We start from the raw sequence: 16,994 nt of genomic DNA on the forward strand, positions 1-16,994 counted from the left end.
TCCATGGCTACACGCGCCAAAGCAAAGAAACAGGCAGCCGCTCCCGATTTCTCGAGCGATCCGCTCTGGTACAAGGACGCCATCATCTATCAGGTGCATCTGAAGTCGTACTTCGACTCCAACGATGACGGTGTCGGCGACTTCCAGGGTTTGATCGAGAAGCTCGACTACATCGCCGAGCTGGGCGTGAACACACTCTGGCTGCTGCCGTTCTATCCGAGCCCGCGCCGCGACGATGGCTACGACATCGCCGAATACAAGGCCGTGCACGAAGACTACGGCAAGCTCGCCGATGTGAAGCGCTTCATCAACGAAGCCCATGCGCGCGGCCTGCGCGTGATCACCGAGCTGGTCATCAACCATACCTCCGACCAGCACCCGTGGTTCCAGCGCGCACGCGCGGCGAAGGCGGGATCGGCGGCGCGCAACTTCTACGTCTGGTCGGATACGGACCAGGCCTATGACGGCACGCGCATCATCTTTCTCGATACCGAGAAGTCGAACTGGACCTGGGATCCGGTCGCCGGGCAGTACTTCTGGCATCGCTTTTTCTCGCACCAGCCGGATCTGAACTTCGACAACCCGGCTGTTCTGAAGGCCGTGCTCGACGTCATGCGCTTCTGGCTCGACATGGGCGTGGACGGCTTGCGTCTGGATGCCGTGCCTTACCTGATCGAGCGGGAAGGGACGAACAACGAGAACCTCCCCGAAACGCACGACATCCTCAAGGTGATGCGCGCCGAGATCGACCAGCACTATCCCGACCGCATGCTCCTGGCCGAGGCCAACCAGTGGCCGGAAGACACGCAGGATTATTTCGGCAATGGCGACGAATGCCACATGGCCTTCCATTTTCCGTTGATGCCACGCATGTACATGGCGATCGCGCGCGAAGACCGCTTTCCGATCACCGACATCATGCGGCAAACGCCGGCGATTCCGGAGAACTGCCAGTGGGCGATCTTCCTGCGCAACCACGACGAGCTCACGCTCGAAATGGTCACGGATAATGAGCGCGACTACCTGTGGCAGACCTACGCCGCGGACAAGCGTGCGCGCATCAATCTCGGCATCCGTCGTCGTCTGGCGCCCCTGCTCGAGCGCGACCGCCGTCGTATCGAGCTGATGAATGCCTTGCTGCTGTCGATGCCCGGCACGCCGGTGCTCTACTACGGCGACGAGATCGGCATGGGCGACAACATCCATCTCGGCGATCGCGATGGCGTGCGTACGCCGATGCAGTGGTCGGTCGACCGCAACGGCGGTTTCTCGCGGGCCGATCCAGCCAGCCTCGTGCTGCCGCCGATCATGGATCCGCTCTACGGCTTCCAGGCGATCAATGTCGAAGCCCAGTCCCGCGATCCCCATTCGCTGCTGAACTGGACGCGCCGCATGCTCGCCGTGCGCAAGCGCTACAAGGCCTTCGGTCGCGGCACGCTCAAGTTTCTCTACCCGGGCAACCGCAAGGTGCTGGCCTATCTGCGCGAGTTCGATGGCGAACACGTGCTCTGTGTGGCGAACATGTCGCGCTCCCTGCAGGCCGTGGAACTGGATCTCGCCGCGTTCGACGGCCAGGTGCCGATCGAAATCATGGGTGGGTCGTCGTTTCCACCCGTTGGGCAGCTGCCTTACCTGCTGACCGTGCCGGCGTACGGCTTCTACGCCTTCCAAATCTGCCCGAACGCGCAGATGCCCGAGTGGCACGAAGTGCCTGCCGAGCCGATGCCCGATTACGAGACCCTGGTGGTTCGCGGCGCCCTGGTCGAAGGGCCGGTGATGGCGCATCACCGCGGCGTCATCGAAAAGCAGGTGTTGCCGACCTACCTCGGCGTGCGCCGCTGGTTCGCGGCGAAGGATCGTGGCATCGAGTCGGTGCGAATTCTTTACGCGGTGCCCTGGCCGGACCGTGGCGACGACCTCGTATTCACCGAGGTCGAAGCGACCCTGGCCGATGGTGGCAAGGAGCGTTACAGCTTGCCGGTGGGTATCGTCTGGGAAGACGAGAGTCCCACGGCGCGTGCCCAGCAGCTTACGTTGGCCCGTGTGCGTCGCGGCCGTCGTATCGGTCTGCTCACGGACGGCTTCTCGCTCGAGGCCTTTGCTTCCGGGCTGCTGATCGGCTTGCGTAACGAGGTGGAACTGCCGGTCAGCGGTGGTTTCGTTCGCTTCGAACGGACCGATGCCTTCGACGCGGACGCGTTCTCCAGCGACGTCGAAAACCGCTGGATGACCACCGAGCAGTCGAACAGCTCGATGATCCTCCACGACCAGGGCGTGCTGAAACTGTTCCGCCGCACCTCGGCGGGGATCAATCCTGAAGTCGAGATGGGCCGCTTCCTCACCGAGAACGGCTACGCCAACACCTCGCCGCTGCTGGGCGAAGTGGTGCGGGTCGACGACCAGGGCGATCGCACCACGATCGCCGTACTGCAGGGTTTCCTGCGCAACCAGGGCGACGCGTGGCGCTGGACGCTGGACTTCCTGCGTCGTAGCTACGACGAGTACAGCCACTCCAACGACGAAGAGCGCCGTGCGGAAATCGAAGGCGGCTACGACGCCTTCGCCGCCGCCGTCGGCACGCGTCTCGGCGAACTGCACGCGCTGCTGGCGAAGCCCTCGGAGTTCCCGGCGTTCGATCCGGAGAAGGCCCCCGAATCCGCGGCCAGTTCATGGCGTGACAGTGTTCGCGATCAGGTGAAGCGCGCCATCGGTTCGCTCGACCATGCCACGAACGTTTCCGACGCCATTCACGCTGAGATCGAGGCTGTGCACGGGCTGGTTGCCACGCTGGACAAGCACATCGGCGAGCTGGCAAAGGCGGGCAAGGGTGCGCTCCTGACCCGTACCCACGGCGACTTCCACCTCGGCCAGATCCTCGTCGTCCAGGACGATGCGTACATCATCGACTTCGAAGGCGAGCCGGCCAGGTCGCTCGCGGAGCGTCGTGGCAAACACACGCCGCTGCGCGACGTCGCCGGTTTCCTGCGCTCCCTTCACTACGCCGCGGCGATGGCCCGTCGTGGCGAGGACGGCCTCGCACCGGTGGAAGACGAGGGCTTCGGCGATTACCTCGCACGCTTCCGCGAACGCTCGTCGAAGGTGTTCCTTGAGGCCTACCGGAGCGTGCTGGATGCGGCCCCTGTGCGCTGGGTCGATGCCGTGGCGCTCGCACCGCTGCTGGAGCTCTTCATCATCGAAAAGGCGGCCTACGAGGTCAGCTACGAGGCCGCGAACCGGCCCGGCTGGCTGGACGTGCCGCTGCGGGGTCTGCTCCATGCGGCCCGCGGTGACACCGCCACTGAACTGAAGGAGGATTCGTGACCGACGCACGCAGCTACGGGCTGAGCGATACCGCTGCCGTTGCCGCACTGGTGGAGGGTCGCCACGGCGATCCTTTCGCCTTGCTGGGACCGCATACGGTCGACGGACGGCGCGTGGTGCGCACCCTGCAACCAGGCGCGTTGGGCGTCGAACTGATCGATGCCGCGGGGCGGCCGGTCGCCGAACTGCGGCGCGTCCACGACGACGGGCTCTTTGCCGGCGTGGCGCCTGATGAATCGGCCTATCGCCTCCGCATCCGCTGGCCCGGCGCGAGCCACGACACGCACGATCCCTACGCGTTCTCGACCTTGCTGGCCGACGAGGATCTGCAGCGGATGTCGGACGGCACGCATGTCGAGCTGTTCCGCGTGCTCGGTGCACACCCCATCACGGTCGATGGTGTGCACGGTGTTCGCTTCGCCGTCTGGGCACCGAACGCGCAGCGGGTGAGCGTCGTCGGTGACTTCGACAGTTGGGATGGTCGCCGTCACCCGATGCGCAAGCGTGTTCCAGCGGGTGTCTGGGAGCTTTTCATCCCCGGCCTGCTTGCCGGTGCGCGATACAAGTACGAGATCTGGGGCGCCGATGGCTCGCTCACCCAGCGTGCCGACCCCGTGGCCCTGGCCGCCGAGCTGCCACCGTCGACCGCATCCATCGTGGCCGACCCGACCGCTTTCCACTGGACGGACGGTGAGTGGCTGCGCAAGCGCGGGGCGCTGCACCATGCCGGGTCCCCCTTGTCGATCTACGAGCTTCACGCGGGGTCGTGGCTGCGTGGCAAAGACAATGAGGAGCTGCACTGGGACGATATCGGCGAACGCCTGATTCCGTATGTCGCTGGGATGGGTTTCACTCATATCGAACTGCTGCCGGTCTCCGAGCATCCCTTCGGCGGCTCCTGGGGCTACCAGCCGCTCGGCCAGTTCGCGCCGACCTCGCGGTTCGGTACGCCCGAAGCCTTTGCGCGTTTCGTCGACCGCTGCCATGAGGCAGGTGTCGGCGTCATCGTCGACTGGGTGCCGGCGCATTTCCCGACCGACATCCACGGTCTCGCGCACTTCGATGGCACGCCGCTGTACGAGCACGCCGACCCGCGGGAAGGTTTTCATCAGGACTGGAATACGCTGATCTTCAACCTCGGGCGCAACGAGGTTTCCGGCTTCCTGGTCGCCAGTGCGCTGGCGTGGCTCGAGCGCTTTCACGTGGATGGCCTGCGCGTGGATGCCGTCGCATCGATGCTTTACCGCGATTACAGCCGCAAGCACGGCGAATGGGTGCCGAACAAGTTCGGTGGTCGCGAAAACCTCGAGTCCATCGATTTTCTGCGTCGCGTGAACCAGCTTGTCGCCGAGCGCCACCCGGACTGCATGACGATCGCCGAGGAATCGACGGCATGGCCAGGCGTGACCCAACCGGTAGAGCAGGGTGGGCTCGGTTTCACCTTCAAATGGAACATGGGCTGGATGCACGACTCCCTGGACTTCATGACCCACGACCCGATCCATCGTCGCTGGCACCATGGCGAGATGACCTTCAGCATGGTCTATGCGTACTCGGAGAAGTTCGTGCTGCCGCTCTCGCATGACGAAGTGGTCCACGGCAAGCGCTCGCTGCTTGGCCGCATGCCGGGCGACGAGTGGCAGAAGTTCGCCAACCTCCGCGCCTACTACGGTTTCATGTGGGGACATCCCGGCAAGAAGCTGTTGTTCACCGGTGGCGAGATCGCCCAGCCGCACGAGTGGAACCACGATGCCCAGATCGCCTGGGAACTGCTGGACCATCCCTTGCACCTCGGCGTGCAGAAACTGGTGCGCGATCTCAACCAGCTTTATGCGACAACGCCGGCGCTCCACGCCTGGGACTCGGATCCGCGCGGTTTCCGCTGGGTTATCGGCGACGATGCCGAGCAAAGCGTCTTCGCCTGGTTGCGCATGGCCGACGGTGGGCGCACCGTATTGGTGGTGAGCAACCTGACGCCGACCCCGCGGCATAGTTTCCGTATCGGCGTCCCCGAAGGCGGGCGATGGCGCGAAGCGCTGAACTCCGATGCCGTCGAATATGGCGGCTCGGGTAGCGGCAATGAAGGCGAGCGCCACGCCCAGGCGGTATCCGCGCACGGCTTCGAGCAGTCGGTCGTGCTGAGCCTGCCGCCGCTATCGACGGTCATGTTCGTGGCCGACTGACGAGGATCGCGATGCCCGCACTTCCCGAACGCATGCAGTCCGGTACGCCGTATCCCCTGGGTGCGACCTGCGATGGCATGGGTACCAACTTCGCGGTGTTCTCCGCGCACGCGGAGCGCATCGAACTGTGTCTGTTCGATCCTTCCGGCAAGCGAGAGATCGCGCGCTACGAGTTGCCGGAGTGCACGGACGAAATCTGGCATGGCTACCTGCCGCGGGTTCGCGGTGGGACGCTATACGGCTTCCGGGCCTACGGCCCCTACCAGCCCGAGGAAGGGCACCGGTTCAATCCGAACAAACTCCTGCTCGATCCGTACGCACGCCTGCTGCACGGGCAGGTGCGCTGGTCGGATGCCCTGCATGGCTATCGCGTTTCCTCGCCACGGGCGGACCTCTCGTTCGATCGGCGTGACAGCGCCGTGGCCATGCCGAAAGCGGTGGTGGTCGACGAGCCGATGCACTGGACGGGAGGGAACCGGCCACACACGCCGTGGAACGAGACGGTGATCTACGAGACGCATCTGCGCGGTTTCACGCGCACGCTCAAGCGCATACGCCAGAACGAGCGTGGCACCTTCATCGCCCTGGCCGATCCCTACGTGATCGACTACCTGGTGAAGCTTGGCATTACCGCGGTGGAGCTCTTGCCGGTGCATGCCTTCGTGCAGGACCGCCGCCTCACCGAGATGAAGCTGCGTAACTATTGGGGCTACAACACGCTGGCCTTTTTCGCGCCCGAGCCAGGCTATATGGCCGAGGGCGCACTCAACGAGATACGCGCGGCGGTACAGGCCCTGCACGCCGCCGGCATCGAGGTCATCCTGGATGTGGTCTACAACCACACCTGCGAAGGCAGCGAGTTGGGCACGACCATGTCGTTCCGCGGCCTGGACAACAAGAGTTACTACCGGCTGATGCCGGACAACCCGCGTTATTGCATCAACGATACCGGCACCGGCAACACGGTGAATACGGCACACCCGCGGGTCATCCAGCTGGTGATGGATTCACTGCGCTACTGGGTGCAGACCTTCCATATCGATGGCTTTCGTTTCGATCTCGGGGTCAGCCTGGGCCGCGAAGAAAATGGGTTCGATCCGTGCTGTGGCCTGTTCGACGCGATGCGTCAGGATCCCGTGCTGGCCAATGTGAAACTGATTTCGGAACCCTGGGATATCGGTCCCGGGGGCTACCAGCTGGGTAATCACCCGCCCGGCTTCGCCGAGTGGAACGGCCAGTTCCGCGACGACATCCGCAAGTTCTGGAAAGGCGATTCGAATATGCGTGGTGTCCTTGCCGGCCGGCTCCAGGCCTCGGGTGAACTGTTCGACCACCAGCGACGGAAGCCGTGGGCCTCGGTGAATTTCGTCACCGCGCACGATGGGTTCACCCTGGAGGATCTGGTCAGCTACAACGACAAGCACAACGATGCCAACGGCGAAGACAATCGCGACGGCGGCAACGACAACGAAAGCTACAACCACGGTGTCGAAGGTCCAACTGACGATTCGGCAATCGTCCTGCAACGCGATCGCGTAAAGCGGGCGATGCTGGCGACGATGTTCTTCTCGCACGGCACGCCGATGCTCCTGGGCGGCGATGAGTTCGGCCGCACCCAGCAGGGCAACAACAATGCGTATTGCCAGGACAACGAGCTGTCCTGGTACGACTGGAAACTGGCCACCTCGGAGCAGGGCAGGGAACTGACCGACTTCGTCGCGCGACTGGCGCGCCTGCGCGAACAGCATCCCACTTTGCGTGCGGCGCACTTCCTGCGCGGCGACAAGGAGGTCGCGCCCGGCATGCGCGAGGTCGCGTGGTTCGACGAAAGTGGCGCGGAAATGACCCAGGCCACCTGGGGCTATACGGAGGGCCGGTTGCTGGCCCTGCGTCGCGCCCAGGCCTACGGCGAGAAGCGCGCCGACGTGACCGTGGTCCTGATCAATGCCACGCCCGAAACCCACGTGTTTCATCTGCCCCAGCCAGCGGTCAGCTGGCGGTTGCGCTGCAACACCGCCTCGCCCTCGGCGAGCGAGGTGCCCTGGACCGAACCGACCATCGCGGTGGCGGGCCATAGCGTGATCCTGCTGGGTACGATCGTCCGGACGGAACCGGCATGACGGCTCGCTACGTGCACGCGATGCCGTACGGCGCCAGGTCGCTCGGTGACGGTCGAACGCGATTCCGGCTCTGGGCACCCGACCTCGAGTCGGTGTCGCTCGAATGCGATACAGGGCATACCGCCGCCATGCGGTCCCTGGACGACGGCTGGTTCGAGTGCATCTGTCCCGCCGAGGTAGGCGTGGGATACCGCTTTCGCATCGATGGTTCGCTTGCCGTGCCGGATCCCGCCTCGCGTCGCCAGCGCAGCGGTGACGTCCATGGCTATAGTGTCGTCACCGATCCCTTGTCGTTCGAATGGCGCAATACGGCCTGGAACGGCCGACCGTGGCACGAGACGGTCATCTATGAGCTGCACGTCGGCGCAGTCGGTGGCTTCCATGGCGTGGAGATGATCCTGCCGCATCTGGCCTCACTCGGTGTCACCGCCATCGAGTTGATGCCGATCGCGCAGTTTCCCGGTGAGCGCAACTGGGGCTACGACGGTGTCCTGCCGTACGCACCGGCCGCGGCGTATGGTTCGCCGGAAGACCTCAAGGCCATGATCGATACGGCACACGATCTCGGCCTGATGGTGTTCCTGGATGTGGTCTACAACCACTTCGGCCCCGACGGCAATTACCTCGGCGCATACGCATCGCGGTTCTTCGATGAAGGCGCGCACACGCCATGGGGTGCGGCCATCGGCGTGTCATCGCCCCAGGTGGGCGACTACTTCGTGCATAACGCGCTGTACTGGATCCAGGAGTTTCGTTTCGACGGCCTCCGTTTCGATGCCGTGCATGCGATCGGCAATCCCGGGTGGCTGGCCTCGTTGGCCAGTCGCGTTCATGCGGCGGTGGGACCGGACCGCCACGTGCACCTGATCCTCGAGAACGAGGGCAACCAGGCCAACCTGCTTGGGCGTGGCCGCTTCGATGCGCAGTGGAACGACGACTTCCACAATGCATTGCATGTGCTGCTCACCGGCGAGAACGAGGGCTACTACGCCCATTACGCCTCGCCGATGGACAAGCTGCTGAGGACGCTCCGTGAGGGCTTCGCTTTCCAGGGCGAGATGATGGGGCCGCGCCGCCGGGGTGAACCCAGTGGACACCTGGCGCCGGCGCGCTTCGTCAACTTCCTGCAGAACCACGATCAGGTCGGCAATCGCGCCTTCGGCGAACGGCTCGTCACCCTGATCGCTCCGGAAACCATGGAAGCAGCCCTGACCCTGCTCCTGCTGTCGCCCTTTGTGCCCATGCTCTTCATGGGCGAGGAGTGGGGTAGCCGCACACCCTTCCTGTACTTCACCGACTTCGCCGACGAGGAACTGCGTGATGCGGTTCGCGAAGGTCGTCGCAAGGAGTTCGCCGAGTTCACCAGCTTCGGCGGCGAAGAGATTCCGGACCCTAACGAGTACGACACGTTCACCACGTCGATCCCGAAGCGCGATGGCACCAACGGCGAGCACCGCCGCCTTTTCATTCGTGACCTGATCTCGCTGCGCCATAAATACATCGCGCCTTACATCGACGACGCGAGAAGCCTCGGCGCCGAAGCCCTCGGCGAGCGCGCCTTCAGGGCGTCGTGGTCGCTCGGCGGCCAGGCCCTCACCCTGTTCGTCAATCTCGGTGACACCGACGTCACCATCGCACAGCCACCATCGCCGTCGGCGGCGTGGCTACACGGCGATGCCGCCGAGATTGCCTCTGTATCGCGTGGCCTGCTTCCCGCACGCCGCGCCGTCGCCTGCCTGGAGTCCTGAGCCGTGAACGCCCCCCTCGACGATCGTCTCGCCCTGCTCGCGGAACAGGCCGGCGTGGACGTGTATTGGCGCGACGCGCTGGATCGTCCGCAGTCCACACCGGCCGACACGCTGCGTGCCGTACTGCGCGCGCTCGACCTCCCGGCGGATAGCGCCGACGACATCGAGGCCAGCCTGCAGCGTATCGAACAGGAGCGTGGTGGCCGGAAACCTCCGCGTCTGGTCACGGCCGACGTCGGCGATCGCTTCGTGGTGCCTGTGTCGCCCCGCGGACGTGTGTGGAAACTGCTCGACGACGAGCACACCCTCATCAGCGAAGGGCAGTTGCCGTCCGGGGAAGGCCAGCTCGACGCACCCTCCGTTCCGGGTTACTACACGCTGTTTCTCGATGATGACGAAGTCACGCTTGCCGTCGCGCCGCCGCGTACCTTCGGCATCGGTGACATCGCCGGCGCGCGCAAGCCCTGGGGCATGGCCGTCCAGATGTCGAGCCTGCGTCGACCGGGCGATGGCGGCATCGGCGATTTCACCGCCCTCGAGACCTGCGCGAAGGCGGCGGCGGAGAAGGGCGCCGACGCGTTGGCGATCAGTCCGTTGCACGCATTGTTTGCCGCGGCACCCGAACGCTACAGCCCTTACGCACCGTCGAGCCGCCTCTTCCTCAATGGTCTTTACGTCGACCCGGTGCCAACCAGTGGCGAGCAAACCGTGCGCGCCGTGATCGACACGCACAACCTGCGCCAGGAGCTTGCCGAGCTCGAATGGCTGGAACTCATCGACTGGCCGCGCGCCGCCCGCGCGCGCATGACCATCCTGCGCTCCCTGTTTGAGTCGGCATCGGTGGATCTGGCCCACTCCGAGCGGTTCGGTGCATTCCGCCGTGCGCAGGGTGAGCCCCTGGAACGGCATGCGCGCTTCGAGGCGCTGCATGCTGACTTCAGTGCGCACGGTCGTCCTGGCGGCTGGCAGGGTTGGCCGGCCGAGTTTCACGACCCGGCGGGTCGCGAGGTGGCGGCCTTTGCCCGCGAACATTCGCGCGAGGTGGGTTTCCATGCCTGGCTGCAATGGCTCGCGACACAGGGCCTCGAAGGCGCGCAGAAGGCGGCGCGCGATGCCGGCATGTCCATCGGTCTCGTTGCCGACCTTGCTGTCGGCGCGGACTCCGGCGGCAGTCATGCCTGGGCGCACCAGGCCGAGGTGCTCAAAGGCCTTTCCGTGGGCGCGCCTCCGGATGCACTGAATCGCCTCGGCCAGGACTGGGGGCTGACCACGTTCTCGCCTCGCGGCCTGCGCGACACCGGTTTCAAGGGCTTCATCGGCATGCTCCGCGCCGCGCTGGCTCATGCGGGCGGCGTGCGTATCGACCACGTGTTGGGCCTGAAACGCCTGTGGATGGTGCCGCATGGCGCGGGAGCGACCGAAGGCGCTTACGTGCGCTACCCGTTGACGGACATGCTGCGCCTGATTGCATTGGAGTCGCATCTGCACCGGGCCATCGTCATCGGCGAAGACCTCGGCACGGTGCCCGCCGATTTCCGCCAGGCCATTGGCGACAAGGGCGTGCTCGGCATTCGCGTGCTCTGGTTCGAACGCGCCGCCGACGGCGGCTTCGTCTCGCCGCTGGACTGGTCGGCGAAGGCCATGGCCACGACCAGTACTCACGACGTGCCCACCGTAGCCGGTTGGTGGAGTGGCCGCGACGTGGAGTGGCGAAAGAAGACCGGTCTTGATGATCCCGCCGTGGACGAGAACGCGCAACGCGAAGGCGATCGCGTGCTGCTGTGGCGCGCCATGTGTGCTTCCGGTTCGGCGTGGAACGAAGAGTCCCCGCCCGGGCTGGACGATATCTCGCCCGTGGTCGTGGCGGCGGCGAAGCACGTGGCGCAGGCGCCCGCGCCGCTGGCGATCTACCCGGTCGAGGACATCCTGGGCTTGCATGAACAGCCGAATCTTCCCGGACCGACCGACGCGATCCATCCGAACTGGCGTCGCCGCATGCCCGACTCGTCGTCGCGACTGTTCGACGGCCCCATCGCACACGCCGTATGCGACGTGATCGACAAGACCCGGAACCGCACATGAGCCCACCGAGGGCCTTGGCGCGCGTCCAGTTCCATGCGGGCTTCACGCTGGACGATGCCGTGCCGGTCGTGGCGTATTACGCCCGGCTTGGCATCAGCCACCTTTACGCCTCGCCGATCCTGCGGGCACGCGTTGGCTCGACGCACGGCTATGACGTGGTCGACTGCCACGAGGTGAACCCCGAGCTCGGTGGTGAGGAGGCACTGCGTCGACTGGTCGCCGCCCTGCGCGAGCATGGGATGAGCCTGGTCGTCGACATCGTTCCCAATCACATGGGTGTCGGCACACAGAACGCGTGGTGGATGGATGTGCTGCGCCACGGCCGTGAGAGCCGCTACGCGAACTATTTCGACATCGACTGGCAGGCACCGGATCCGCTGTTGCGCAGCCGCGTACTGTTGCCGATTCTCGGCGCCGGCTACGACGAAACGCTGCGCGAAGGGCATCTCCGTCTTGCCCGGCGCAAGGATGCGTGGGTACTTCGTCTCTACGACGACTACCTGCCGCTGTCACCGGCGTCCATCGCCGGGCTGGCCGAGGATGCCATCGCCGGGCACGATCCGACGAACGACGAGGGCAGGGCAGCCCTGCATGCGCTGATCGAGCGGCAGCACTTCCGTCTGGCGTTCTGGAAACTGGCCAGCGACATGGTCAATTACCGGCGCTTCTTCGACATCAACGAGCTTGCCGGCCTGCGAATCGAACGCACCGCCGTCTTCGAAGACACGCACAAGACCCTGTTTCGCCTCTACGCCGAGGGACTGATCGACGGCTTCCGTTGCGATCACGTCGATGGCCTCGCCGACCCGCGACGCTATTGCCGGCAACTGCGTCATCGGCTGGACAAGCTGCGCGTGCAGCGTCCCCCGGGCGCGCCGCGCGACGGCGCTTACCTGGTTGTCGAAAAAATCCTCGCCGAAGACGAATCGTTGCGCCTGGACTGGCGGACCGACGGCACCACGGGTTACGAGTTCATGGACCAGGTGTCTGCCGTGCTGCACGACGGCGCGGGCGAGGCGCCGCTCACCGAGCTCTGGCGCAACCTCACCGGGGAGTCAGCCGACTTTGCCACGCAGGCCGTGCGTGCCCGTCGGCAGATCCTTGTCGACAGCTTCGAAGCCGAGCTGGACCGGACGGCGCGCGCCCTGTTCGCCTCGGCGCGTGCCGATGTCGCGACACGCGACGTCTCGCTGGCCGCCATTCGTCGTGTGCTGGTGGAACTGCTCGTGCATTTTCCCGTCTACCGGACCTACGCCGGCGGTGCGGGACGCGATGCATACGACGAGGCGATCTTCGCGCGGGCCGTCGAGGGTGCGTTGCGCACGATCCGCATGGAGGATGCGGACCTGTTGCACCTCGTCGCGCAATGGCTCGGCGGTGTGGCCCCGCGCAGCCTGCCACCCGGACCGGTGCGACGTGCACGCGAGCGTGCGATGGCGACCTTCCAGCAGGCTACTTCGCCGGTCGCCGCGAAGGCGGTGGAGGACACGGCGGGCTATCGCTATGGACGCCTGCTTTCGCGCAACGAGGTGGGCGTCGACGCGGCCCATCTGTCGATGACTGTCGAGGACTTCCACGCCCGTTGCGTCGACCGCGCCGCCACCTTGCCGCATAACCTGCTGGCCACCGCGACCCATGACCACAAGCGCGGTGAGGACCTGCGCGCGCGGCTCGCGGTGCTGTCCGAAGTGGCTGATAGGTGGGTGATCACGGTCGAACGCTGGCGCATCCGCCACGCCGACCTCCGCCAGCGTGCCGACGGTCGCATGGCGCCGTCGGCCGGCGACGAGCTGATGCTCTACCAGATGCTCGTCGGTGCGTGGCCGCTGAACCTGGCGGCGGACGATGTCGACGGGCTGGAACGGTTCGCCACGCGCATCGCGGCCTGGCAGCGCAAGGCGCTGCGCGAAGCCAAGCGCTGGACGCGCTGGACCTCGCCGAACGAACCGTATGAAGACGCTTGCGAGGATTTCCTGCGTGCGGTGCTGTCGGGCGAGACAGCTGCCGAGCTGGCGGCCTTCGCCGGCTACATCGCGACGCCCGGCGTCGCCAATGGCCTGGCCCAGACCGTGCTGCGCCTGAGTACTCCGGGCGTGCCCGATCTGTACCAGGGAACCGAGTACTGGGATTTCAGCCTGGTCGACCCGGATAACCGCCGTCCCGTCGATTTCCTCGCCCGGGCCGAGTCACTCGATCGCGCCCCCGCGCCGCGGGACGCCCTGGCGCACTGGCGGGACGGTACGGTCAAGCAGGCGGTGATCTCCCGCCTGCTCTGGGCCCGGCGGGAGCATCCTGAGCTTTTCGCCCGGGGCAGCTACCGGCCTCTGGCCGTCGAGGGCCCCGCATCCGATCGGATACTCGCCTTCGTCCGTGAGCACCGGGGCCAGCGCCTCGTCGTCGCGGTAGCCCGGCACACCGCGCCATGGCTGGCGGGTAGCTCCGCGCCGGCGATTCCCGCCGAACACTGGGCGGGAACCACGCTGGTTCTGCCCGGCGGACGCTGGACGGGGCTGTTGGCGGAGGGTGAGTTGCAGGGCGGGACGGTGGACGCCGCCGTGTTAATGGGCGAGTTGCCTGTCGCCGCGTGGCTGTCGCACGGCGCCTCATAGGCGATGGGGAGGTCCCTCAGCCCCTGAGCGAGCGCACCAGGTCGATGTACTGGCGCCTCGCCGAATCCTGCGGCGTGCCGGCGAGTTTTGCCCACGCTTCGTACTTCGCCGTGCCGACGAAGTCGAAGAATCCGGGCTTTTCGCCATGGAAGTCACCCTCGGACCCCTGCTTGTAGAGCGCGTAGATCCGCAAAAGGGTGTCGTTGTCCGGTCGGTGGCCGAGGCGGGTTATTTCCAGGGAAGCCTGCTCGAACTGGCTCTGGAGGTCGTCGGACATGGAGCTGGTAACCCGCGGGTCTGGAACGTTGGGGGCTTGTAGCACGCGGTCAGGAAAGCTGTCCATGGGACCAATTCGCCTGTCGTGACGAGATATCATGCTCGTTTCGCGAGAGAGCTATCCCATGCCCCATTCGGCTGTCGCCCCTGTCCTGACCATCGACGGGCCCTCGGGCTCCGGCAAGGGCACCATCAGCCGCCTGGTCGCCGAGAAGCTGGGCTGGCACCTGCTCGATTCCGGTGCGCTGTATCGCGCCGTGGGCTACGCGGCGGCGGAGGAGGGGATCGATCTCTCCGACGTGGACGCCGTGACCCGCTGCGCGCAGACCGTGAAGATCCGCTTCCGGGCCAGTCCGGACCAGAGTGAGACGCATATCCTGGTCAACGGCCACGACGCCACCGACGAGCTCCGGACCGAGACGGCCGGCGCTGCCGCGTCCGCCATCGCCGTGATCCCCTCCGTGCGCCAGGCCCTGGTGGACATGCAACTCGGCTTCCGCAAGGGCCCGGGCCTGGTTGCCGATGGACGTGACATGGGTACGGTGATTTTCCCCGACGCCGCCCATAAGGTATTCCTGACCGCCAGCGCGTCCGAGCGTGCGAAAAGACGCTATAAGCAGTTGAAGGATAAGGGGCTGAGCGTTACACTTGCAGGCCTCCAGCGAGAAATCGAGGCGCGCGACGAGCGGGATGCGTCGCGCCCCGTCGCCCCGTTGAAGCCCGCCGTAGGCGCCGTGGTGATCGATACCACCGGCATGCCGATCGACGTGGTGGTGGCAAAAGTATTCGCCGTGGTGCGCCCTTAAAGCGCATCCGGCACAACGCTCGCGCAGTGTGCGCGGGTTCTTGGCAACGGCACGGGGCGGTCCCAACCGGGATTGCCCGATGTGCCCACAACCGGTGGGTCCCCTGTCCGCACGCGTTAAAGAATGTACGCAAGCGCCGGGTACGACCTTTCATAACCCTGGAATCAACATGACTGAAAGTTTTGCCGAACTGTTTGAACAGAGCCAGCAGGCTATTTCCAAGCTGAAGCCCGGCTCCATCGTCACCGGTATCGTTGTGGAAATCCGCAACGACGTGGTGGTGATCAACGCCGGCCTGAAGAGCGAAGGCATCGTCCCCATCGAGCAGTTCCGGGACGAAGCAGGCGTGCTGGAAGTAGAAGTGGGCGACGAGGTCAAGGTCGCGCTCGACGCGCTCGAAGACGGCTTCGGCGAGACCAAGCTCTCCCGTGAGAAGGCCAAGCGTTCGATGGTGTGGGACGACCTCGAGCAGGCGTTCGACAAGGAAGAGACCATCACCGGCAAGATCTCCGGCAAGGTCAAGGGCGGCTTCACGGTCGACATCAAGGACGTCCGCGCATTCCTGCCGGGCTCCCTGGTCGACGTGCGTCCGGTCCGTGACCCGGTCTACCTCGAGGGCAAGGACCTCGAGTTCAAGATCATCAAGCTCGATCGCAAGCGCAACAACGTCGTCGTCAGCCGCCGCGCGGTTGTCGAGACCGAGTTCTCGGAAGAGCGCGAGAAGCTGCTCGAGCGTCTGACGGAAGGCGCGGTCGTGAAGGGTGTCGTCAAGAACCTGACCGATTACGGCGCATTCGTCGACCTCGGCGGCATCGATGGCCTGCTGCACATCACCGACATGGCGTGGAAGCGCGTGCGTCACCCGTCCGAAGTCGTCAACGTCGGCGACGAGCTGGACGTCCGCGTGCTGAAGTACGACCGCGAGCGCAACCGCGTTTCGCTCGGCCTCAAGCAGCTCGGCGACGACCCGTGGGTCGCCATCGCCCGCCGCTACCCGGTCGGCAGCCGTCTGTTCGGCAAGGTCTCCAACGTGACCGACTACGGTTGCTTCGTCGAGATCGAGCCGGGCGTCGAAGGCCTCGTGCACGTGTCGGAAATGGATTGGACCAACAAGAACGTCAATCCGGCCAAGGTGGTTCAGGTCGGTGACGAGACGGAAGTCATGGTCCTCGACGTGGATGAAGAGCGTCGTCGTATCTCCCTCGGTATCAAGCAGACCCGCTCGAACCCGTGGGAAGCGTTCGCCGCCATGCACAAGAAGGGCGACAAGGTTTCCGGCCAGATCAAGTCGATCACCGATTTCGGTATCTTCATCGGTCTGGACGGCGGCATCGACGGTCTCGTGCACCTGTCCGACATCTCGTGGCAGGCTTCGGGTGAAGACCTCGTTCGCAACTTCAAGAAGGGCGACGAAGTTGAAGCCGTGGTTCTCGCGGTCGATCCGGAGCGTGAGCGCATCTCCCTCGGCATCAAGCAGATGGAGCAGGATCCGTTCGGTCAGTTCATGGCCTCGAATCCGCGCGGCACGATCCTCAACGGTACCGTCCGCGAAGTCGACGCCAAGGGTGCGGTGATCGATCTCGGCGAAGGTGTCGAGGGCTACATCCGTGCGAACGACATCGCCAAGGAACGCGTCGACGACGCCACGCAGTACCTGAAGGTTGGCGACGCCGTCGAGGCGAAGTTCACCGGCATGGACCGCAAGGGCCGTCAGCTGCAGCTTTCCATCCGCGCCAAGGACGAGGAAGACGTGGCCGATGCCATGGCTGACTACGCCTCGGCTGCTGGTGGCACGACCAAGCTCGGTGCGCTCCTCAAAGAGCAGATGAACAAGGCCGACTAACCGTCG

Annotated in this window: 9 protein-coding genes; 8 read left to right on the plus strand and 1 reads right to left on the minus strand. The window is 65.3% G+C overall.

Annotated features, from left to right (window positions below; translation table 11 throughout):
• Nucleotides 1-3 precede the first annotated feature (3 nt).
• The 6 genes from treS to treY are packed head-to-tail and all read left to right on the plus strand — an operon-like array spanning nucleotide 4 to nucleotide 14,063.
• A complete protein-coding gene (gene treS, locus BJI69_RS15685; RefSeq protein WP_046966703.1) occupies nucleotides 4-3,321 on the plus strand; it encodes a maltose alpha-D-glucosyltransferase in 3,318 nt (1,105 codons plus the stop codon).
• Complete coding sequence (glgB, locus tag BJI69_RS15690) at nucleotides 3,318-5,504, plus strand: 1,4-alpha-glucan branching protein GlgB (protein ID WP_425476860.1); 2,187 nt, start codon at nucleotides 3,318-3,320, stop codon at nucleotides 5,502-5,504. The genes treS and glgB overlap by 4 nt, the downstream gene beginning before the upstream one ends.
• Nucleotides 5,505-5,515: 11 nt before the next feature.
• Nucleotides 5,516-7,624: a glycogen debranching protein GlgX gene (gene glgX, locus BJI69_RS15695; protein ID WP_046966704.1), complete on the plus strand. Its 2,109-nt coding sequence runs from the start codon at nucleotides 5,516-5,518 to the stop codon at nucleotides 7,622-7,624.
• Nucleotides 7,621-9,372, plus strand: a complete 1,752-nt coding sequence (gene treZ / locus BJI69_RS15700; RefSeq protein WP_046966705.1) for a malto-oligosyltrehalose trehalohydrolase — start codon at nucleotides 7,621-7,623, stop codon at nucleotides 9,370-9,372. The genes glgX and treZ overlap by 4 nt, the downstream gene beginning before the upstream one ends.
• Before the next feature lie 3 nt (nucleotides 9,373-9,375).
• A complete protein-coding gene (gene malQ, locus BJI69_RS15705) occupies nucleotides 9,376-11,454 on the plus strand; it encodes a 4-alpha-glucanotransferase (protein WP_046966706.1) in 2,079 nt (692 codons plus the stop codon).
• Nucleotides 11,451-14,063 (plus strand): malto-oligosyltrehalose synthase, encoded by a 2,613-nt coding sequence (gene treY, locus BJI69_RS15710; protein WP_046966707.1) that lies wholly within the window; start codon nucleotides 11,451-11,453, stop codon nucleotides 14,061-14,063. Before malQ ends, treY begins: the two co-directional genes overlap by 4 nt.
• A gap of 16 nt (nucleotides 14,064-14,079) precedes the next feature.
• On the opposite strand, the gene BJI69_RS15715 is transcribed toward treY, so the two are convergent.
• On the minus strand, nucleotides 14,080-14,340 hold the full coding sequence (locus BJI69_RS15715; protein ID WP_046966819.1) for an acyl-CoA-binding protein: 261 nt from the start codon (nucleotides 14,338-14,340) through the stop codon (nucleotides 14,080-14,082).
• A 124-nt stretch (nucleotides 14,341-14,464) separates the two neighbouring features.
• Here BJI69_RS15715 and cmk point away from each other — a divergent pair, with 124 nt between their 5' ends.
• On the plus strand, nucleotides 14,465-15,145 hold the full coding sequence (gene cmk, locus BJI69_RS15720) for a (d)CMP kinase (RefSeq protein WP_071925098.1): 681 nt from the start codon (nucleotides 14,465-14,467) through the stop codon (nucleotides 15,143-15,145).
• A 169-nt stretch (nucleotides 15,146-15,314) separates the two neighbouring features.
• The gene (gene rpsA, locus BJI69_RS15725) at nucleotides 15,315-16,988 is read left to right on the plus strand and encodes a 30S ribosomal protein S1 (RefSeq protein WP_046966708.1); all 1,674 of its coding nucleotides are present in this window, start codon (nucleotides 15,315-15,317) and stop codon (nucleotides 16,986-16,988) included.
• Nucleotides 16,989-16,994 lie beyond the last annotated feature (6 nt).

The sequence above is a fragment of the Luteibacter rhizovicinus DSM 16549 genome (assembly GCF_001887595.1).
In the GTDB taxonomy this organism is placed as follows: Bacteria; Pseudomonadota; Gammaproteobacteria; order Xanthomonadales; family Rhodanobacteraceae; genus Luteibacter; species Luteibacter rhizovicinus.